The organism is Brachybacterium sp. (genome assembly GCF_036379615.1).
In the GTDB taxonomy this organism is placed as follows: Bacteria; Actinomycetota; Actinomycetes; order Actinomycetales; family Dermabacteraceae; genus Brachybacterium.
The window spans coordinates 19,266-40,198 of sequence record NZ_DASVGJ010000056.1 but is presented as its reverse complement, the minus strand read 5'-3'; the positions used below and the strand labels follow the sequence as shown (position 1 = coordinate 40,198).

The window sequence follows — 20,933 nt, the reverse complement described above, 5'->3', positions numbered from 1 at the left end:
AGAGCGCGGCGCGGGCTCCCTCCCGCGCCGTGCGGAGGTTCCTAGACTGAGCACATGAGCAGCGGCATCCCTCTCCCCCCGACCACGCCCGACACCTTCGCGGCGGCCCGCGAGTACGTCCTCACCGTGGTGTGCGCGGACGCCCCCGGCATCGTCCACGCGGTCACCGGCGCGATCGTGGAGGTGGGCGGGAACATCACCGAGAGCCGACAGTTCGAGAGCGGCACCACCCACCGCTTCTATCTCCGGCTCCAGGTGAGCACCGCTGCCACCGCGGAGGAGCTCGAGGCCGCGCTCGCTCCGGCGGTGGCGCGCTTCGACATGGAGCACCGCATCGACGAGGTGGGACGGCCGCTGCGCACCCTGATCCTGGGCTCGACCGCGAAGCACTGCGTGAACGACCTGCTCTTCCAGGTCGACTCCGGGCATCTGCCGATCCAGGTGCCGCTGATCCTCGCCAACCATCCGACCCTCGAGAAGCTCGCCGGCTTCTACGGAGTGCCCTTCGAGCACATGCCCACCAAGGAGGACGGCGCGAAGGCCGCCTTCGAAAACCGGGTGCGCGAGGCGATCGCAGAGCACGACATCGAGCTGGTCGTGCTCGCCCGGTACATGCAGATCCTCTCCCCCGAGCTGTGCGCCGAGCTCGCCGGACGCTCGATCAACATCCATCACTCCTTCCTGCCCGGCTTCAAGGGGGCGAACCCCTACCGGCAGGCCTATGCACGCGGAGTGAAGCAGATCGGGGCGACCGCCCACTTCGTCACCAGCGACCTCGACGAGGGACCGATCATCGAGCAGGAGGTGCTGCGGGTGGACCACACCCGGTCGCCCCAGGAGCTGATGGCGATCGGACAGGACGCCGAGGTGCGCACCCTGCGCCAGGCCGTGACCTGGTTCGCCCAGTCCCGCGTGCTGCTGGACGGGACGCGCACGATCGTCTTCCGCTGACCTCGCACCCCGCTCGGCTCAGACCAGTCCGAGCTCCCAGGCCGCCCGCACCGCGGAGGCCCGGTCCCCCACCCCGAGCTTCTCGTAGACGTGCATCAGGTGCGTCTTCACGGTCGCCTCGCCGATGCCGAGGCGCGAGCCGGCGGCACGGTTGGTGCATCCCTCGGCGACCAGTCGCAGCACCTCCGCCTCACGGGGGCTGAGCGCGGCCTCCGGTCTCCGCGCTCCGGTCAGAGCCGCGAGCGCGACCGGGGCGAGCACGGTGCGCCCGTCCGCGAGGTCGTGGACCGCACGGATCACGTCCTCGCCCGGTGCGTCCTTGAGCAGGAAGCCCTCGGCCCCCGCCTCGAGCGCACTGCGGATGTCGCGGTCGGTGCCGTAGGTCGTGAGCACGAGGATCCGCGGTCCCGTCGCGCCGTCGGCCCGCAGGGCACGTATCGCCGCGGCACCTCCGGCTCCCGGCATCCGCAGGTCCATCAGCACCAGATCCGGGCGCCGTCCGGTGACGACCTCGAGAGCCTCCTCGCCGTCCTGGGCGGTGCCGACCACCAGGATCCCGGGATCGGTGCCGAGCATCGCGACCAGCCCGTCGCGCACCACAGGATGGTCATAGACCACGACCACCCTCACCGGAGATGGGGGCGGCGAGGTCTGCTCGTCCTCGGCGCCCGTCGAGCCGCCCCTCGAACCGCTCCTCAAACCGTCCATCGAGCCGCTGATCGAGGTGTTCATCGGGGCAGCACCGCCCTCACCGTGCAGCCGCCGCCCGGCGAGGAGAGCACCTCGAGGCGTCCTCCGATCCGCCGTGCCCGTTCGCGCATGTTCCCCAGTCCGTGCCCCGCGGGGCGGTACGGGGCTCGAAGCCTTCGCCGTCGTCCGTGATCTCCAGTCTCTGCTGGTCCCCGTGGATCGCGAGGGTGACGAGGACTGCCCCGGCCCCGGCGTGCCGCGCGACGTTCGCCAGGGCCTCCTGCACGATGCGGACCAGCACATCAGCATGGTCTCCGGTGGCCGGGGCGTCGTCGGCATCGAACGTGGCGACCACCCGATGGGCGCGGCTCCAGCGGGCCACGAGCCCGGAGAGCGCCTGGACCACGTCCGCGTCGTGCAGCTGGTGGGGTCCGAGCGCTTCGACCGCCCTCCGCGCCTCCAGCAGGGAGTCCCGGGCCGCCTCCTCGGCGACCTGCACCCGGTGGCGAGAATCGGGATCGATGTCGGACCGGACCGCCTCGAGCTGGCGGATCACCCCCACCAGTCCCTGGGCGACCGTGTCGTGGATCTCCCGGGAGAGCCGCTCGCGCTCCTCGTCGATCCCCTCGCGCCTCGCCGCCGCCATCAGCTCCTCGTGCAGGCGGCTGTTCTCCGCGTTGACGCGGGCGATCTCCGCCTGGTCCCGCTCCCTCTGCTCGAGAGCACGCTCACGCTCCTCGGCCAGGAACATCATGCCCAGCGCGATCAGCAGGTTGACGACCGCAAGGCCCGCGAAGAACGTCGGCGACTCGACGACCACTCGCACCCCGCCGACCTGGCCGATCGCGCACAGCAGCGCCGTCGTCACGACCACTGCCTGCGCGCGACGGCCCGTGAGGAAACGGCTCGAATCGAGATAGCCCACGAAGGCGTAGATGCAGGTCAGAGGGTTCAGCAGAAGCGCGACGGCGACCATCAGCAGATGCAGGAGGTAGAGGCCGACCAGCACGGGCGAGCCGGGTCCCGTCCGCACCCGTGCCCGCTCGAGGGGGATCCTCAGCGCCAGCAGGCCCGCCGTGGGCACGAGCGCCGGGAGGATCAGGTCCTCGCCCTGCCAGCTGGGCGCGGCGATCCATCCCACGGTCCAGGAGATCACCAGCAGCAGGGGCGGCAGCCACATCTCGAGCAGCCGTCCGACGGGGCCCGGCCCGGAGCCCTGGGTCGGGACACCGACGTCGCGCAGCGCCGGTGCTGGAGGCGGCGCGGCCGAGGGCGCTGCACGGACCGGGGTGTTCGTGCGGGCCGAGGCGTCGGCGGCAGGCGGCTCGACCTCCGCCGACGACGGCGCGGGGAGGGTCGACATGCCCTCCAGTGTTCCTCGCCCCGTGCCCGGGCGCCAGGGGCGCACCCTCCCCCGATCGGTGGATGCCCGTGCTGCCGATCGGCCGAGGCGCGCGGCAGAGGGCCTGCCTAGTGTCGGGAGCATGTCTGCACCACTGCTCCGCGAGGACCGCCCGAGGATCCCACCGACCGACTCCCCCGCCCGCCTCCACCACCTCGATGCCCTGCGCGGCGGCGCCCTGCTGCTCGGCGTGCTCCTGCACGCACTGATGCCCTTCCTCCCGGGCGGGCTCTGGATGGTCGACGACGTGCACGACTCCTGGTCCGCCGTCCTCGTGGTCGGCACGATCCACCTGTTCCGCATGAGCCTGTTCATGATGCTCGCGGGGTACTTCGGGCGTCTGGTCCTGCAGCGCCGCGGAGCGGTCCCGTATCTCAAGGACCGTCTGCTGCGGATCGGGCTGCCGCTGGTCGCGTTCTGGCCCGGCCTGTTCGCGCTGATCGCGCTCGCGACCGTGCTCGATGCGACACGGCGCGGGATCTCCCTGCCGGCCGACCCCGCACCCGGCGCACCCACCGGGGTGCTCGCCCTGCCCACCCTGCACCTGTGGTTCCTGCTCCTGCTGCTCGAGATCCTGCTGGTCGTGCTCGCGGTGCGCGTCGTGCTCGTGAAGCTGCTCGGGCCGGAGCGCTCCGCTCGCGCCGCGGCTGCGATCGGCTCGGCCCTGTCCAGTCCGGCGGGGCTCCTCCTGGCGGCTGTGCCGTACGCCGCGGGACTGCTGCTGCAGAGAGACGTCGCGGGGAGCCTGATCGAGCCGTACACGCTGGTGCCGGTTGCCGGGGCGAGCGTCGCCTATGCCGGGGCGTTCCTGGTGGGATGGTTCCTGCAGGCTCGGCCAGGCGCGCTGGAGAGGATCCAGGGCCGCTGGATCCTGCATCTCGCGGCCGCCCTCGTCCTCACGCCCGTGTCCCTCCTCGGTGCACAGGCACTGCCGCTCGCGGTCACCGCCGCGGCCACGGCGCTCGCCGGCTGGGCCTGGGTGCATGCTCTGCTGGGGATCACCGCCCGGCTCGTGGACCGGGAGATCCCCTGGGTGCGCTACCTCGCGGACTCCTCGTACTGGGTGTACCTGGGGCACCTGCCTCTGCTGATGCTGGCTGCCGTGCCCCTGGCTCCTCTGGACCTGCCCCTGCTCGTCAAGCTCGCGCTCCCCCTCACCATGGTGCTGGCGGTGCTGCTGCTGAGCTACGACCTGTGCGTCCGCTCCACCTGGATCGGGGCATGGCTGAACGGCCGTCGCCGCCCACGGGCGCTCGGCGGCCGTGGGCGGCGCGGCGTCTGAGGGCGGCGCGGCCGTCGGAGCGTCGAGGTGCTCAGCCCTTGACCCCGCCGGCAGCGGCGAAGCCCTGCCCCAGGGTCCTCCCCAAGAACAGGTACAGCACCACCACGGGCAGCGAGTAGAAGATCGAGAAGGCGGCGAGCTGGCCGTAGGCGACCTGCCCGTACTGCGACGAGAAGGTGTACAGCGTCACCGCCGCCGGCAGGTTCTCCGGGCTCAGCAGGAGCATGAAGGGGACGAAGAAGTTCCCCCACATCGAGACGAAGGTGAAGATCGTGGCGACGGCGAGACCGGACCGCATCAGCGGCAGCACCACCGACCACAGCGCGCGCAGCACGCCGGCGCCCTCGGTCCAGGCCGACTCCTCGATCTCCACCGGGACCCCATCCATGAAGCCCTTGGTCAGGAAGATCGCATACGGCAGGGAGCTGGCGCCGAGGAACAGGATCGCCCCGAACATCGAATCGATGAGGTTCACCTGCACGAACAGCGAGTAGACCGGGATCATGATCGCGGTGATCGGCAGCCCGGTCGAGAAGATGATCGTCAGCAGCAGCGGTCGCTTCGCCCGGAAGCGGTACCGGGACATCGGGTACGCGCACAGCACCGCGGTGACCATCGTGACGATGGTCGCGCCACCGCAGAGGATCAACGAGTTCGTGAGCGGTCGGAAGGTGGTCTCCGCGTTCCAGATCGCCGCGAAGTTGCCGAGGCTCCAGGAGTCGGGCCAGGCGACGGACAGCGAGGCCTCGGTGTCGAAGGAGGCCAGCACCACCCACAGCAGCGGGACCAGGAAGGCCAGGCCGATGACGACCATCAGCAGCGTGCTGGCGATCGAGGCGGTGCGGGCGCGCGAGGGCGTGCGAGGGCGCCGTCCGGTCGACGTGGTCGGGACGCTTCGGGTGGTCGTGCTCATCGCTTGTCCTCCTCGGGCAGCAGGCGCAGGTACACCAGCGAGGCGGCGGCCCCGATCAGGAGCAGCAGCAGCGCCACGGCGGTGCCGTAGCCGAGCTGGCCGTAGGAGAAGGCCTGCTCGTACATGTACAGCGGCAGGGTCTGGCTCTGCCGGGCGGGACCGCCACCGGTCATGATGAAGATCAGACCGAAGACCGAGAGGGTCTGCAGGGTGGTCAGCATCAGATTGGTCGCGATCGCCGGGCGCAGCAGCGGCAGGGTGATCGAGCGGAAGCGGCGCACCGGGCCCGCGCCATCCAGCGCCGCGGATTCGTAGACGTCGCCCGGCACCGAGCTCAGCGCTGCGGAGTACACCAGCATCGAGAAGGCCGTCCCGCGCCAGATGTTCGCGAAGGAGACGGCCAGGATCGGTGCGGAGAACAGGAGGTCCTGGGTGGGCAGACCGATCCCTGCGAGGATCGTGTTCAGGCTGCCCTCGTCGGCGAAGAAGGTGTAGAGCAGGTAGCCGGCCACCACCTCCGGCAGGATCCATGCCGCGATCACCACGGAGGTGACCACGAAGGAGAGGATCCTGTGGGCGCGCTCCATGAGCAGCGCGAGCAGCATCCCCATCACGTTCTGACCGATCACCGCGGAGACGATCGTGAAGACCAGGGTGAGCGCGACCGAGTTCCAGAAGTCCCCGTCGGTGAAGGCGTCGGTGAAGTTCGACAGGCCCACGAAGCTGGTGTCCGAGGCGCCATCGCCGCGGATGGCGCTGTCGGTGAAGGCGAGGTAGAGCGAGTACAGGATCGGGCCCAGCATGAAGCCGATCAGCAGCACGGCGGCGGGCAGCATGGGCAGTGCCCGGGCACGGGTGAGCCGGTCCCCGAGGCGTCCGTCGCGCGGGGCGGCGGGCACGGGCCGGGGCTGCTCGGTGCGGACGTCGGTGGTCATGCGGTGGCCTCCTGCACGTTCTCGGGGCCGACGATGTCGGTGACGGTCGCGTCATAGGCTGCGGCCGCATCCTGCGGGGAGGTGCCGGTCATGACCGCCTCCATCGCCTCCTGGATGGCGGAGGAGACCTCGGGATAGGCCGGGAGCGCCGGGCGGTAGTACGCGGACTCCAGCAGGTCCGTGAAGTACTCGACCGCCGGGGAGTAGGAGAGGTACTCCTCCTTCTCGGCGACGTCGGCGCGCACGGTGATGTGGTTGTCGGCGATGGCGTACTTCACCAGCGTGTCGGTGGAGACGAGCTTCTCCAGGAAGCGGAAGGCCACATCTCGATCGGTGACGTGCGCCGGGAGCGACAGGCCCCAGCCTCCCGCGAGCGTCACGCTCCCGCTGCCACCGCCGTCCTGTGTGGGCATGTCCGCCAGCCCCACCACCTCAGGCCATTCCGGCCAGGGACGGGCCGCGGAATCCGTCCAGTTCTGCGAGATCCAGGAGCCGTCGATGAGGATCCCCAGCTTCGCCTCGGGCAGCAGCGAGGTGTAGATGGTCTCGGAGATGTTGGGGTCCAGGTGCTGGCCCAGGGAGGCGGTGAGATCCTCGTCGAAGAGGGTCTTCAGGAAGGTGAGGGCGTCCACGAACCCCTGCCCGCCCAGGATCCATTTCTCGGCGTCGCGGTCATAGAGGCCCGTGCCGTCTCCGGTCCCGTACAGCAGCATCTCGAAGCCCTGCATCGAGGCCTTCTCCCCCTGCGGGGTGCCGGCGAACATGAAGAACGGGATCGCCTCGCTGTCCGAATCGCGGATCGCGCGGGCCGCCTCGAGGATCTCCTCCCAGCTGCCGGGCTGCCAGTCCTCCGGCAGTCCCGCCTCGGCGAAGACCTCCCGCTGGAACCACAGAGCGCGGGTGTCGGTGGTGATCGGGATGCCGTACACCTCGCCGTCCTCGCCGGTCACGGCCTCCTTCGACGCCTCGGCGATGTCGTCCCAGTGCTCGAAGCCCTCGACGAGATCGGTGATCGGCTGGAGGTAGCCCGCGCCCACATCGGAGAGCAGGATGAAGGAATCCTCGTACACGAGATCCGGGCTGGTGCGGGGCGAGCTCATGAGCAGCTCGTTCTTGGTGAAGTAGTCGTTCTCGGACGCGACGATGGGGACCAGGTCGACCGTGAGCTCGGGATTCTCCTGGGAGAACTCCCGGGCGGCGGTGGTGATCCACTCCTGCTTGATGGTTCCCGAGCCGAACTGCTGGAAGGCGATCCGGATGGTGTCCGGATCGCGGGAGCCGCCGCCGGCGCATCCGGCCAGGGCGCTGAGCGGGAGCACTGCTGCGGCACCTGCGGTGAAACGCAGGATGGTGCGCCGAGCGGGCCGTCCCGGGACGGACGTTCGTGGGAGCACGCTGACCTCCTCGTCGAGATTCACGGAGGTCCGACTCTATGCCACGACGGGCCCTCGACGACCATCGGACGCGCCGGGGGCAGTGGCCGCCCGGGCGCATCGGACGGTCCGGGGGCAATCGGACGTGCCGGGGCCGTCGGATGCTCTGGAGCGCGGGGAGTGCGCGCCGCGCGCAGCTCAGGGACGGGGGCGGGCGCGCCCCACCCCCTGCGCGGACTCGGCATCGGCGTAGCGCATCCCCGGTGGGACCTGGGCGAGCTCGAACCAGGCCGCGGCGCGCGGCAGCATCCGGACGTCATGCCAGGGGATTTCGAGAGCGGGATCCCGCCACAGCGTCAGATTGATCTCCTCGCGTCGGCCGGCGGCCACCAGCGCGAGACGGCGGAGCCGCGACAGCGGATGCGGCGAGGGACGGGCGCTGTCGGGGATCGCCACCACTCCCCCGAGGTCCAGCGGCCAGATCGTCTCGCCCCAGCACAGAGCCGCCCGGTCGGGGGTCCCGGCGATGACCGCCGGCGGCCGCAGGTCCGCGGCCGTGGTCGGGAGTGGGGCGATCGGCGCACCGCGATGAAGGACCTCGGTCTCCACCCACGCGCCGGGCAGCAGCGATCGCCCTCCCGCCGAGACGTCGACCAGGAGCGCGTCCGCAAAGGGGGCCAGCACCGGGCTCAGCTGACCGCCATGGGCCAGGTCCCGTCGGGGAACGGCGATGACACGCACCACCGCATCATCGCCGGGCCGATCGGTCAGCGGGATCCGCACTCGGGTCCCGGGCAGCGGGGCCTGCATCGTCATGCCCGGAACCGGGTCTCGGTGCCGATCCCGCTCTCGCGAGCCAGCGCGAGCTGCTGGGTGAAGCGCTCGTTCATCGGCGGCGGGGCGTCGAGCGGGAACCAGCGCGCCGAGGTGTTCTCCCCGTCGGCCGGGTAGGGCTCGCTCGCCCCGTCGGCCTCGCAGAGGAAGCTGAGATCCAGGTACTGTGCCCGGTCACCGTTGGCATAGGTGATCGGCGACAGCGTGCGCACGTCGATCAGGCGCACCGCGTGACAGGTGATCCCTGCTTCCTCCTCCACCTCCCGCACGGCCGCGCGGGCAGGCTCCTCCCCCGGGTCGATGATCCCGGTGACGGGTGTCCAGGCACCGTCATCCGCACGCCGCACGGCGAGCATCCGGGTGCGTTCGCGGTCGAGCACGATCGCGGTGACGCCGGGCATCCACAGCAGGTCGTGCCCGATCCGCTCACGCAACGCGAGGACGAAGTCAGGGGTGGCGATGTCAGGACCTCCAGGAGCCGGCAGGATCAGCCGCCCATCAGCAGCGGCAGGGCGGCCACGCCGAAGATCAGCACCATGAAGACGACGTACAGGATGACGCCGAGGACGATGAGTCCGAGCATCACCCAGAAGATGATCCAGCCGATCTTGTTCATCTTCTGCGCGGAGAACGGATCGGTCTCCATCTGCACCAGGGCGATGATGCCGAAGATCGCCGGCAAGGTCCCGCCGCAGAGGAAGCCGACGACGATCAGGATGATCGCGTTGTTCTGCAACGAGCGCTTGTCCGGGACGGGGCCCTGCGGAGAGTAGGTCATCGCTGAGATCGTCCTTGTCGTCGAGGCGTGGCCGGGCGGCGGGTCAGTCGGTCAGGGGACGGCCGTGGGCGTCGCGCTCGAAGGACGGCGACTTGACCAGCACCAGGATGCCTTCGATGACACCCCACCATGCACCGATACCGCAGGTCACGAGGGTCACGGCGATCTGGATGATGCCGATGGTGGTGTAGCCGAGGAGGAAGCGGTGCACACCGAACCCGCCGAGGAAGATGCCGAGCAGGCCGACGACCAGACGGCTCTGCGCCTGTCCCTGCGGCTGCTCGTGCGGGGCCGCTCCCGCAGCTCCGGCCGGGGCCTGCTGGCCGTACGGATCGGAGGCGGAGGCGCCGGTGCCCGGGGCCGGGGACCAGTTCTGCTGGCCGTAGGGATCGGAGGCCGAGCCGGAGGACGGCACGCCGTACGGATCCTGCCCCGGACCCGGCTGCTGGGCGTACGGATCCTGCTGACCATACGGATCCTGCCCCGCACCCGGCTGCTGGGCGTACGGATCCTGCTGGCCGTACTGCGGTGCGCCGGACGCGGGCTGTGCCCACGGATCCTGCGCGGGCTGTCCGCCCTGGGCGTTGAAGTCGTCCCCCTGGGGGTTCCAGGAGCCGTAGTCACCGGGATTGCTCATGGCGACCACGATACGTGGTCGCACCGTGACCTCGCACCTCGGCACCCCTCGGGGAGGTGCCCGATGCTCAGCGCCGGCGCTTCTCCCGGATCCGCACTCCGATCACGATCGGGGACCCGGTGAAGGCGAAGTCCTCGCGCAGGCGGCGCTCGATGAATCGGCGGTAGCCGTGCTCGAGGAACCCGCTGGCGAAGATCACGAAGCGGGGCGGCCGGGTACGAGCCTGCGTCGCGAACAGGATGCGGGACTGCTTGCCGCCGCGCAGCGGATGCGGATGGGCGGCCACCAGCTGGCCCAGGAAGGCGTTGAGCCGCCCCGTCGGGATACGGCGATCCCACGACTCCAGAGCGGTCTCGAGCGCAGGGACCAGCTTCTCGGCATGCCGTCCGGTCCGGGCGGAGATGTTCACCCGCGGCGCCCAGGCGACGTGCGCGAGATCACGCTCGATCTCGATCTCGAGGGCCTTGTGACGCTCTTCGTCCAGCAGGTCCCACTTGTTGAAGGCGAGCACCAGGGCGCGACCGGACTCCAGGACCATGTCGATGATCTTGAGGTCCTGGGTCGAGACCGGCTCCGAGGCCTCCAGCAGCACCACCGCGATCTCCGCCCGGTCCAGTGCCGCGCGGGTGCGCAGCGAGGCGTAGTAGTCCGCCCCCTGCGACTGCAGGACACGCCGCCGGATCCCGGCGGTGTCCACGAAGGTCCAGTCCTTGCCACCCAGGGAGATCTTCTCGTCGACCGGGTCACGAGTGGTGCCTGCGACATCGTCGACCACGACCCTCTGCTCCTTGGCGAGCCGGTTCAGCAGCGAGGACTTCCCGACATTCGGTCGGCCGACGAGGGCGACCCGGCGGGGGCCGTGATCGGCGGCCCCGCCCCGGCCCTCCTCGGGCATGGCCTCGATCACGGCGTCCAGCAGGTCTCCCGAGCCGCGCCCGTGCAGTGCGGAGACGGCGTAGGGCTCCCCCAGGCCGAGGTTCCACAGCGCGGCCGCCTCGAGCTCGCCGCGCTGGTCGTCGACCTTGTTGGCGACCAGCACGATCGGCACCTTCGCCTTGCGCAGCACCTTGAGCAGCTGCTCGTCGGTGGTCGTGATGCCCACGTTCGCATCGACGATGAACATCACCACGTCCGCGAGGGACACCGCCACCTCGGCCTGTTCCGCGACGCGGTAGGCCATGCCCTGGACACGGTCCTCCCAGCCGCCGGTGTCGACGAGCCAGAAGTCCTTCCCCGTCCACTCCGCCTCATAGAACACCCTGTCGCGCGTGACGCCCGGACGGTCCTCGACGACCGCCTCACGGCGGCCGAGGATGCGGTTGACCAGCGTGGACTTGCCGACGTTCGGGCGGCCCACCACCGCCACGACGGGAAGGTTCCGCTGAACCACCGGACGGGCCCCCTCCGCCTGCTCCTCGGTGAGCAGCGCGAGGTCCTCCTCGTCCAGCGCATAGTCGGACAGCCCCACCCGCAGCGCCGCCTCGATGTCATGATCGCTCGGCCCGGTCTCGGGGGACCCGGCCGACTGCGGAGCGTGCTCGGCCGCAGCGGCGCCGACCAGTGGCTCGGCGCGGCCGTGGAGCGCCTCCTCCTGCTCCGATTCCGCGACGGCGACGAGCATCAGCACGCGTTCGACGACGTCCTCGATCTCGAGCCCGGTGGTGTCGAGGGTCTCGACCCCCTCGGCGGCGGTGAGGAACTCGGAGACGGTCGAGTCGTCCCGGTCGCGGCGCAGCACCTGGTCCGCCATGCGCGTGCGGGTGTCCTCGGAGTCCTCGAGACCGAGCTCGGCGGCGCGGCGGCGCATCCGCTCCTCGTCGGAGGCGACCAGCAGCACGCGCACGTGCGCGTCGGGGGCGACGACGGTGGTGATGTCTCGTCCCTCGGCGACGCAGAACCCGCGCTCGGCGGCGGCGGCGAAGAGCAGCTCCCGCTGGCGCCGCTGCAGGACCGTTCGCACCAAGGTGTTGGTGGCCACGGCGCTGACCTGCTGGGAGATGCGCTCGGTGCGGATCTCGGCGGTGATGTCGGTGCCGGCGACGGCGACGCTCGCTCCGGCGGGGTCGGTGCCGAGCTCGAGCTCGATCTCCTCCGCCGCGCGGGCGACGGCCTCGCGATCGCCGACGTCGATGCCCTGGTCCAGGCACCACCAGGCCACGGCGCGGTACATCGCTCCGGTGTCGAGGATGCCGCCGTCCAGCGCATCGGCGACGAGTCGCGAGACGGTGGACTTGCCGGAGCCGGCCGGGCCGTCGATCGCGATGACGATGCCCTCGTCGGGGACGGAGCTCGCGAGGTCGGAGGGGTCGTGCGGCGCGCTGGTGTGCATCTGGCAAGGATACGGGGCGCTCAGGCGTCCGCGACCCTCCAGCCGCGTTCGGCGAGCTCCCGCGTGAGCAGGTCCTCACGGGCGGCGTCGATCGCGATGTGGGCGAGGCCCACGGCGCGCCCCAGCTCGTGCTCGAGCCGGAGGTCCTCGAGGTTGACCCCGATCTGGCCGATCTCCGTGAGGAGGCGGGCCAGCTCTCCCGGCCGGTCGGGCACCAGCACGACGACGGTCGCGAAGGCATCGGTGGCGCCGCCGTGCTTGCCGGGGATCCGCCGCACGCCCCGGTTGCCCGCCGCGATCAGCTCCGCGAGGGCGCGCCGCGATCCCGTCCCCGGGTCAGGATCTCCCTGCAGGGTCGCCAGTGCCTCCATCACGTCGTCCACGTGACGACGGATCCCGTTGAGCACCTGATGGACGGCCCCGGCGTTCGCGCCGAGGATCTCGACCCACAGCCGTGGGTCGGAGTCGGCGATGCGGGTGGTGTCGCGCAGGCCCTGGCCCGCGAGGCCCAGCGCGGGCTCGCTCGGCTCGAGCAGAGTGGCGGCCAGCAGGCTCGCCATCACCTGCGGCACATGGGAGACATGGGCGACCGCGATGTCGTGGGCATCGGCGTCCATCACCGTGGGGACGGACCCGATCTCGGTCGCGAGGCCCCGCAGGGTGCTCACGGCGCGCGGGTCCGTGGACCCGTGCGGGACGACCACGAACGGCCGGCCCAGGAAGAGATCCGCCCGGGCGGCGATCACGCCGGAGATCTCGCGGCCGGCCATCGGATGGGCGCCGATGTACCTCGGCAGGTCTTCCGCACGTGCGATCCCGCGGAGCCCTTCGAGCACCGTGGTCTTCACGCTGGCGACGTCGGCGACCAGGGCCTTCGGCCAGGTGCGCAGCGCCCGATCCACAAGGGCGGCCGCCACGTCAGGGGGAGCTGCGATGAGGACCAGCTCGGGAGCGGGAGCGTCCTGGCCCGGCAGACTCCCCGCACCGAGCTCGACCGCCAGGGCAGCGGTTCCCGGGGAGACGTCCTCCAGCTGGACGTCCACTCCCGACCGGGTGAGCGCCATGCCGAGCGAACCGCCGATCAGGCCCGTCCCGATGATCCGCACCGGGGACGGGACCAGCATCGTCACAGTCCGACCTCCGCCATCAGAGTGCCCAGCTCGCGCCCGGAGAGCTCACGGGTGGTGCCGGAGGCAAGATCGCCCAGCACGACGGGCCCGATCCGGGTGCGCATCAGCGCGGTGAGCTCGAACCCCTGGGAGGCGAACATGCGGCGCACGATGCGGTTGCGCCCCTCGTGGAGGGTCACCTCGACCACTGCCTCGCGGCCGTCCTGGGCGAGCACCCGGGCGCGGTCGGCGCGAGCGGGGCCGTCCTCGAGCTCTACCCCTTCCCGCAGCGCCTTCACCAGCCCGCGGGGCGGCCCGCCGGGAGCGTCGAAGCGGCACACGTAGGTCTTGTCCACCTCGAAGCTGGGGTGCGTGAGCCGGTGGGCGAGCTCGCCGTCATTGGTCAGCAGCAGCAGGCCCTCGGTCTCGTAGTCGAGCCGGCCCACGTGGTAGAGCCGCTGGGAGTGCCCGGTCGTGAACTCGCTGAGATCGCGTCGCCCCTCGGGATCGCTCATCGCCGAGACCACGCCGCGGGGCTTGTTCAGCACGAGGGTGAGCTTGGACTCGTCCAGCTGCAGCCGGCGACCGTCCACGTGGATCACCTGAGTGCTCGGATCGATCCGCACCCCCTGCTCGCTGACGACCGCGCCGTCGACCCGCACCCGGCCGGAGGAGATCAGCGCCTCGCAGGCGCGCCGGGACCCGAAACCGGCCTTCGCCAGCACTTTCTGCAGGCGCTCCCCGTCCTCGCGATGTATATCGGTGTCCCCGTCTCCGTCGGCGGGCGCGGCGGGCCGACGGGTGCCGTCCTCATCGCGCAGCCGGACGTGCTTCGGCGGGGTGAAGGCGCTGCGGCGGCGCGGCGGGCGCGAGCCTGAGCCCTGTGCGGCCATCAGGCGGCGGCGCCGCGAGAGATGAGCTCCCGGGCGAGCTGGCGGTAGGCGGAGGCGCCCTTGTTCGAGGTGGCGAAGGAGGTGATCGGCTCCGCGGCGACGGAGGCGTCGGGGAACTTCACGGTGCGGTTGATGGTGGTGTGGAAGACCTGGTCCGGGAAGGCCTCCACCACGCGCTGGCACACCTCGCGGGCGTGGAGGGTGCGCGGGTCGAACATCGTGATGAGGATCCCGTCGAGCTCGAGGCGGGGGTTGATGCGGTCCTGGACCTTCTCGATGGTCTCCACCAGCAGCGCCACGCCGCGCAGCGCGAAGTACTCGGCCTCCAGCGGGATGATCACGCCGTGGCTCGCGGCGAGGGCGTTGACCGTCAGCAGGCCCAGCGAGGGCTGGCAGTCGATGATGATGACGTCGTAGTCGTCGGCCACCGGGCGCAGCACTCGGGCAAGGGCCATCTCGCGGGCGACCTCATTGACCAGTGTCACCTCGGCCGCCGAGAGGTCGATGTTCGCCGGGAGCACGTCGAGGTTCTCGGTGGGGGTCTCCTGGATCACGGTCCTGACATCGTGACCGCGCTCCATGAGCAGGTTGTAGACGGTGACGTCGAGCTCGTACGGGTTCACGCCGGTGCCGGCGCTCAGGGCGCCCTGGGGGTCAAGGTCCACCAGGAGCACCCGGCGCCCCAGCTCGGCCAGCGCGGCACCCAGGTTGATGACGCTGGTCGTCTTCCCGACCCCGCCCTTCTGGTTGACCATCGAGATGATCCGTGCCGGGCCGTGGCCGTCGAGCGGGGCCGGCTCCGGGAACTGGGGCATCGGGCGACCGGTCGGTCCGAGGTCGATGTCCAGCTGCTGGGAGGAGGTCGGGCTCACGTCGGTGTCCTGTCGTCGGCGTCGTGGTCTGGTCGAGGCACGAGGCGCTCGGCGGAGAGGCCGAAGGAGCTCCGGTCCCAGGCCGGGGAGCGCAGGGTGCGCCGTGCCGTCGGCGTCTCGCGCAGGGCGCCCGTCGCCGGCAGGGCCGGGCAGGGGCGTCGTGCCGCACAAGTCTAAGCCCCCCGCCGGGCGCGGGGGTGGGCACCGGCATGCGTCTCGCGCAGGGAGTCCACCGTGACCTGGGTGTAGAGCTGTGTCGTCGTGACCGACGCATGGCCCAGCAGCTCCTGCACGGCGCGCACGTCCGCCCCGCCGTGCAGCAGGTGCGTGGCATAGGAATGGCGCAGGGTGTGCGGGCTGATGGGCGCGGGGAGGGCGGTCAGCTCCGCGTCCCGCGCGGCGCGCTGGACCACCTGCCAGGCGGCCTGGCGGCTCAGGCGGGTGCCGCGCGAGCCGAGGAACACCGCAGGCGTGCCCTTGCCTCTCACCGCGAGAGCGGGCCGTCCCCGGGTCATGTAGGCCTCGAGGGCCTCGAGGGCGTACCGGCCCACCGGGACGACACGGTGCTTGTCACCCTTGCCGCGCAGCACCGCGGAGCGCTCCGACGCGTCGAGGTCGTCGACATCGAGCCCGGTGGCTTCCGAGATCCGTGCGCCGAGGCCGTAGAGCACCTCGAGCAGCGCTCGGTCGCGCAGCGCGCGGGCGGTCGAGTCGCGTCCCGTGCCCGGCCGGCCCGCGGCCTCGATCAGGGATTCGACCTGCTCGATGCTGAGGGGGTGCGGGAGCCTCCGGGGCAGCGCCGGGGCGGGCACCAGCCGGGAGGGATCTCCAGTGGTCGAGACCCGTTCCGAGTCGAGGAAGGAGTGCAGTCCGCGCACGGCGGCCAGCGACCGGGAGGCGGACGCGGCAGAGAGGGCGCTGCCGCCGTCGGCGCCGGTGCGCAGCGCCTGCAGCCAGGCCCCGAGCTGCTGGGGGTCCACCGCGGCAGGATCGATGTCCTGCTGGGCGAGGTGGGCGAGATAGCGGCGCAGATCCCGCTGATATGCCGAGAGCGTGTTCGGGGAGAGGCCGCGCTCGATCCGCAGGTGGCTCAGGTACTGCTCGAGGATCCGATCGTCGCCGGGTCGCAGGGACGCACCCGGTCCCGGGGCGCCGTGCGACGCCGCTGCGCCGCTCGGCGTCCCAGCGCCGTCGCGGGTCACAGCGCCGCCCGGGTCACAGGGTGACGAAGGGATCGATCGCGAGGGCGACGAACAGGACGGTCAGATAGGTGATCGAGCCGTGGAAGACGGTCATCGGCCCCAGCGCCTTGCCGGTGAGCCCGCGCCGCACCCGCAGGGCGTAGCGCACCACCAGGAAGCCGAACCACAGGCCTGAGCCGACGGCGGCGACGCCGTACACCCAGCCGGTGGAGCCCAGCGGGATGATCGCGAGGCTCGAGGCGACCATGAGCGCGGTGTGCATGAGCATCTGCCGAGCCACGCTCATGCGGGAGGCGACCACCGGGAGCATCGGCACGCCGGCAGCGGCGTAGTCCTCGGAGAACTTCTCCGCGAGCGGCCAGTAGTGCGGCGGGGTCCAGAAGAAGATCACCAGGAACAGCAGCACCGCGGTCCAGGAGACGGTCCCGGTCACCGCCGCCCAGCCGATCAGCACCGGCATGCAACCGGCGACCCCGCCCCAGACGATGTTCTGGCTGGTGCGGCGCTTGAGGATCATCGTGTAGAAGACGACGTAGAGCAGGATCGCGCCGACGGCGAGGGCGGCCGAGGCCCAGTTCACCAGCAGTCCCAGCCACAGCGCCGAGACGATCGAGATCGTGATGCCGAAGATCAGGGCCGCTCGCGGCGAGACCGCACCGGAGGGGATCGGGCGATTGCGGGTGCGCTTCATCTTCGCGTCGATGTCGCGCTCGAGGTACATGTTCAGCGTGTTGGCGCCGCCCGCGGCCAGATAGCCGCCGATGATCGTCGCCAGAATCAGCCACAGCGACGGGAACCCGCCAGCGGCGAGGAACATCGTGGGGATGGTGGTGATCAGCAGCAGCTCGATGATGCGAGGCTTGGTCAGCGCGACGTAGCTGCGGAGGACCGAGCCTGCGGACCGCGGGGTCCGGTCACCGTCCTGGCCCGAGTCCCGTACCGACGCTCCCTGGGTGGCGGTCACCGCCCACCGTCCTTCCTCCTGGGCACGGCGCGGACGCCGCATGTACCACGCCAGTCTAGGCCGCACTCGTCACCGGCAGCACCCGGACACGGGGTGAGAACCGGCACCGTCCCGCTCCCGGAGGTCGCCCGGCCCCTCCGCAGGCGGGCCGGTCCCGGCAACTGGCTGGACGGACGCGCCATCCTCCGGGCACCGCGACTAAGGTGGGGCGCGTCGCCTCGCGCTGGAGCCCGCACGCCGCATCGCGCGCTCGGGTCCCTACGCTGCGAGGCCTGTCGAACCGAGCGGCCGGCGCGGCCGCACTCCTGCGAGAGGAAGCACCCGATATGACGGAGAACTTCAACGCCCCCGAGGGCTGGACCGAGCTGGACAAGCGGGCGGTCGACACCGTGCGCGTCCTCGCCGCGGACGCGGTGGAGAAGGTCGGCAACGGCCACCCCGGCACCGCCGTGAGCCTCGCTCCCGCCGCGTACCTGCTCTACCAGGACCTCATGCGCCACGACCCGACCGACAAGAACTGGCTCGGCCGTGACCGCTTCGTCCTCTCGGCCGGTCACTCGAGCCTCACCCAGTACATCCAGCTGTTCCTCGGCGGCTTCGGCCTGGAGAAGAAGGACATCGAGGAGCTGCGCACCTGGGGCTCCAAGACTCCGGGCCACCCCGAGAACTTCCTCACCGACGGCGTGGAGATCACCACCGGCCCGCTGGGCCAGGGCATCTCCTCGGCGGTCGGCTTCGCCATGGCGCAGCGCCGCGAGCGCGGCCTGCTCGATCCCGCGGCCGCCCCGGGCACCAGCCCCTTCGACCACTTCACCTACGTGATCGCCTCCGACGGCGACCTGCAGGAGGGTGTCAGCAGCGAGGCCAGCTCGCTCGCCGGCACCCAGCAGCTGGGCAACCTGATCGTGCTGTGGGACGACAACGAGATCTCCATCGAGGGCGACACCTCGATCGCGTTCACCGAGGACACCGCCGCACGCTACGAGGCCTACGGCTGGGACGTGCGCACCGTGGACTGGACCCAGGGCGGCACCGGATACGTCGAGGACGTCGCCCTGCTGAAGTCCGAGATCCTCGCTGCGCAGAAGGTCACGGACAAGCCGACCTTCATCCGTCTGCGCACCGTCATCGGCTGGCCGATCCCGGAGCTGGCCGGCAGCCACTCCGTGCACGGCGCCAAGCTCGGCCCCGAGGGCGTCAAGGGCCTCAAGGAGGCCATCGGCTTCGATCCCGAGCAGCAGTTCCAGGTCGACGAGGACGTGCTGGCCCACACCCGTGGCCTCGCCGAGCGCGCCGCCGCGGTGAAGGCCGAGTGGGACAAGGGCTACCAGGCCTGGCGCTCCGCGAACGCGGACGCCGCCGCTCTGCTGGATCGTCTGCAGGCGCGTGAGCTGCCCGAGGGCTTCGCGGAGGCGTTCCCGACCTTCGAGGCCGACGCGAAGGGCATCGCCACCCGCGCCGCCTCCGGCAAGGTCCTCGGCGAGCTCGCCGCCGTCATGCCCGAGCTGTGGGGCGGCTCCGCCGACCTCGCCGGCTCCAACAACACCACCATGAAGGGCGAGTCCTCCTTCCTCCCGAAGGAGCTCAGCACCTCCGAGTTCAGCGGCGACGTGTACGGCCGCACGCTGCACTTCGGCATCCGCGAGCACGGCATGGGCTCGATCCTCTCCGGCATCTCCCTGCACGGGCTCACCCGCCCCTACGGCGGCACCTTCTTCCAGTTCGCCGACTACATGCGCGGCGCGGTGCGCCTGGCCTCGCTGATGAAGGTCCCCGCGACCTACGTGTGGACCCACGACTCCATCGGCCTGGGCGAGGACGGCCCCACCCACCAGCCGGTCGAGCACCTGGCCGCCTACCGTGCGATCCCGAACCTCTCGATCGTGCGTCCGGCCGACGCCAACGAGACCGCTCAGGCGTGGAAGGCACTGCTGGAGCGGGATAACGGCCCGGTGGGCCTGATCCTGTCCCGCCAGGCGCTGCCCACCTTCGACCGCAGCGAGTACGCGGGGGCTGAGAACCTGGCCAAGGGCGGATACGTCATGAAGGACGCCTCGACGGGAACGCCCGAGGTCATCCTGATCGCCACCGGCTCCGAGGTGCAGTACGCGGCCGAGGCGCAGCAGCAGCTCGAGGCCGCCGGCACCCCCACCCGCCTGGTCTCCATGCCGTCGGTGGAGTGGTTCGACGAGCAGGACGAGGAGTACCGCGAGTCGGTGCTCCCCGCCTCGGTGGCCGCGCGTGTCACCGTCGAGGCCGGCATCGCGATGCCGTGGCACCGTTTCCTGGGCACCCATGGCCGGGCCGTCTCGCTCGAGCACTACGGTGCCTCCGCCGACGCGAAGGTCCTGTTCAAGGAGTTCGGCTTCACCGCCGAGGCCGTGGTCGCGGCCGCGCAGGACTCCCTGGCCGCCACCCGCGCGTGATCTCCCGCGGGGCGAGGTCCACGGACCCCGCCCCGCGCCCCTTCCCCCTCCCTCCTCCCCCGGCCGTCTTCCGCGGCATGGTTCCGCAGGCCACATCGTGGAAGCATCCGGACCTCGCCGACGTTGACCTCGACGACACCAGTTCGACACAGGGCGCTGTGCGCCCGGAAGGAACGACATGGCTCAGAACCCGAACACCCAGGCCCTCTCCGACGCCGGAGTCTCCATCTGGCTCGATGACCTCTCCCGCCAGCGGATGGACTCCGGGAACCTGCAGGAGCTCATCGACACCCGGAACATCGTCGGCGTGACCACCAACCCCTCGATCTTCCAGGCGGCGATCTCCGGCCGCTCCGAGTACGACGCGGACATCGCCCGCCTCGACGGCGAGGGCAGGGACGTCGACGCGATCGTCGAGGTGCTCACCACCGATGACGTGCGCCGGGCCGCGGGCCTCTTCTCCGAGGTCCACGCCACCTCGCACGGCTTCGACGGCCGCGTCAGCATCGAGGTCGACCCGCGCCTGGCGCACGAGACGGAGAAGACCATCGCCCAGGCCGAGCACCTCTTCGAGGTCGTCGGTCGCGAGAACGTGATGATCAAGATCCCCGCCACCGAGGCGGGCCTGCCGGCCATCACCGCGGTGATCGCCCAGGGCATCAGCGTGAACGTCACCCTGATCTTCTCCGTCGACCGCTACCTCGCGGTCATGGACGCCTACCTCGCGGGCCTCGAGCAGGCCGCCGAGGCCGGCCGCGACCTCGCGAGCATCCACTCGGTCGCCTCCTTCTTCGTCTCCCGCGTGGACGCCGAGATCGACGCACGCCTCGAGTCCCTGGGCGGCGAGGACGCGCTGGCGCTGCGAGGCCAGGCCGGTGTGGCGAACGCCCAGGCCGCCTTCGGGAAGTACCTCGAGGTGTTCGCCTCCGAGCGGTTCGAGGCGCTCAAGGCCCAGGGCGCCAACGTGCAGCGCGCGCTGTGGGCGTCGACCGGTGTGAAGAACCCCGAGTACTCCGACACCATGTACGTCGACAACCTGGTCGCCGATCCGACGGTCAACACCATGCCGGAGAAGACCCTCGAGGCGGCCGCCGACCACTCCCAGCCCGCGGCGGCCCTGAACGCCGAGACCGCGACTTCGGCCGAGGCGGTTCTCGAGCGCGTCGCCGCTGCCGGCGTCGATCTCACCGACGTCTTCGCGGTGCTCGAGCGCGAGGGCGTGGAGAAGTTCGAGAAGGCCTGGAACGAACTGCTCGCCACGGTCTCCGAGTCCGTCGAGTCCACCCGCGCCTGATCCTGCCAGGAGCACGGCCCGGCCCCGGCGGGCGGGCCGTGCTCCTGCG

At 71.1% G+C, this 20,933-nt stretch carries 19 protein-coding genes; 4 read left to right on the top strand and 15 right to left on the bottom strand.

Going from position 1 to position 20,933, the window contains the following annotated elements; all coding sequences use genetic code 11:
- The first annotated feature begins 54 nt into the window (after positions 1-54).
- Positions 55-951 carry a formyltetrahydrofolate deformylase gene (locus VF289_RS10910; RefSeq protein ID WP_330883914.1) on the top strand — a complete coding sequence of 299 codons (897 nt, stop codon included), beginning with the start codon at positions 55-57 and terminating at the stop codon, positions 949-951.
- 18 nt (positions 952-969) lie between these two features.
- On the opposite strand, the gene VF289_RS10905 is transcribed toward VF289_RS10910, so the two are convergent.
- Together VF289_RS10905 and VF289_RS10900 are read right to left on the bottom strand one after the other, a co-directional pair.
- A complete protein-coding gene (locus VF289_RS10905) occupies positions 970-1,683 on the bottom strand; it encodes a response regulator transcription factor (protein ID WP_330883913.1) in 714 nt (237 codons plus the stop codon).
- Positions 1,684-1,699: 16 nt separating this feature from the next.
- A complete protein-coding gene (locus VF289_RS10900) occupies positions 1,700-3,004 on the bottom strand; it encodes a sensor histidine kinase (protein ID WP_330883912.1) in 1,305 nt (434 codons plus the stop codon).
- Between the two features lie 121 nt (positions 3,005-3,125).
- Between VF289_RS10900 and VF289_RS10895 the strand changes: the two genes are divergently transcribed.
- Positions 3,126-4,325 carry an acyltransferase family protein gene (locus VF289_RS10895; protein ID WP_330883911.1) on the top strand — a complete coding sequence of 400 codons (1,200 nt, stop codon included), beginning with the start codon at positions 3,126-3,128 and terminating at the stop codon, positions 4,323-4,325.
- Positions 4,326-4,356: 31 nt separating this feature from the next.
- On the opposite strand, the gene VF289_RS10890 is transcribed toward VF289_RS10895, so the two are convergent.
- The 13 genes from VF289_RS10890 to VF289_RS10830 form a co-directional block, all read right to left on the bottom strand.
- Complete coding sequence (locus VF289_RS10890; RefSeq protein WP_330883910.1) at positions 4,357-5,238, bottom strand: carbohydrate ABC transporter permease; 882 nt, start codon at positions 5,236-5,238, stop codon at positions 4,357-4,359.
- Positions 5,235-6,173, bottom strand: a complete 939-nt coding sequence (locus VF289_RS10885) for a sugar ABC transporter permease (RefSeq protein ID WP_330883909.1) — start codon at positions 6,171-6,173, stop codon at positions 5,235-5,237. Before VF289_RS10885 ends, VF289_RS10890 begins: the two co-directional genes overlap by 4 nt.
- Complete coding sequence (locus tag VF289_RS10880) at positions 6,170-7,567, bottom strand: extracellular solute-binding protein (RefSeq protein WP_330883908.1); 1,398 nt, start codon at positions 7,565-7,567, stop codon at positions 6,170-6,172. The genes VF289_RS10885 and VF289_RS10880 overlap by 4 nt, the downstream gene beginning before the upstream one ends.
- A 177-nt stretch (positions 7,568-7,744) precedes the next feature.
- The gene (locus VF289_RS10875; RefSeq protein WP_330883907.1) at positions 7,745-8,362 is read right to left on the bottom strand and encodes a hypothetical protein; all 618 of its coding nucleotides are present in this window, start codon (positions 8,360-8,362) and stop codon (positions 7,745-7,747) included.
- On the bottom strand, positions 8,359-8,841 hold the full coding sequence (locus VF289_RS10870) for an NUDIX domain-containing protein (protein WP_330883954.1): 483 nt from the start codon (positions 8,839-8,841) through the stop codon (positions 8,359-8,361). The genes VF289_RS10875 and VF289_RS10870 overlap by 4 nt, the downstream gene beginning before the upstream one ends.
- Positions 8,842-8,867: 26 nt before the next feature.
- Complete coding sequence (locus VF289_RS10865) at positions 8,868-9,158, bottom strand: hypothetical protein (protein WP_330883906.1); 291 nt, start codon at positions 9,156-9,158, stop codon at positions 8,868-8,870.
- A gap of 43 nt (positions 9,159-9,201) precedes the next feature.
- A complete protein-coding gene (locus VF289_RS10860) occupies positions 9,202-9,795 on the bottom strand; it encodes a TM2 domain-containing protein (protein ID WP_330883905.1) in 594 nt (197 codons plus the stop codon).
- Between the two features lie 67 nt (positions 9,796-9,862).
- Positions 9,863-12,124, bottom strand: coding sequence for a bifunctional cytidylate kinase/GTPase Der (gene der, locus VF289_RS10855; RefSeq protein WP_330883904.1), 2,262 nt, complete (start codon positions 12,122-12,124; stop codon positions 9,863-9,865).
- A gap of 20 nt (positions 12,125-12,144) precedes the next feature.
- Entirely contained in the window at positions 12,145-13,254 is a 1,110-nt protein-coding gene (locus VF289_RS10850) for a prephenate dehydrogenase (RefSeq protein WP_330883903.1), read from the bottom strand.
- Positions 13,251-14,126, bottom strand: a complete 876-nt coding sequence (locus tag VF289_RS10845) for a pseudouridine synthase (protein ID WP_330883902.1) — start codon at positions 14,124-14,126, stop codon at positions 13,251-13,253. Before VF289_RS10845 ends, VF289_RS10850 begins: the two co-directional genes overlap by 4 nt.
- Positions 14,126-14,998: an AAA family ATPase gene (locus VF289_RS10840; RefSeq protein WP_330883901.1), complete on the bottom strand. Its 873-nt coding sequence runs from the start codon at positions 14,996-14,998 to the stop codon at positions 14,126-14,128. The genes VF289_RS10845 and VF289_RS10840 overlap by 1 nt, the downstream gene beginning before the upstream one ends.
- 173 nt (positions 14,999-15,171) lie before the next feature.
- Positions 15,172-16,200 (bottom strand): site-specific tyrosine recombinase XerD, encoded by a 1,029-nt coding sequence (locus VF289_RS10835; RefSeq protein WP_414644469.1) that lies wholly within the window; start codon positions 16,198-16,200, stop codon positions 15,172-15,174.
- A gap of 13 nt (positions 16,201-16,213) precedes the next feature.
- Positions 16,214-17,164 (bottom strand): heme o synthase, encoded by a 951-nt coding sequence (locus tag VF289_RS10830; RefSeq protein WP_330883900.1) that lies wholly within the window; start codon positions 17,162-17,164, stop codon positions 16,214-16,216.
- A gap of 326 nt (positions 17,165-17,490) precedes the next feature.
- Between VF289_RS10830 and tkt the strand changes: the two genes are divergently transcribed.
- Entirely contained in the window at positions 17,491-19,590 is a 2,100-nt protein-coding gene (tkt, locus tag VF289_RS10825) for a transketolase (protein ID WP_330883899.1), read from the top strand.
- 178 nt (positions 19,591-19,768) lie between these two features.
- Positions 19,769-20,884, top strand: coding sequence for a transaldolase (gene tal / locus VF289_RS10820; RefSeq protein WP_330883898.1), 1,116 nt, complete (start codon positions 19,769-19,771; stop codon positions 20,882-20,884).
- Positions 20,885-20,933: the final 49 nt, after the last annotated feature.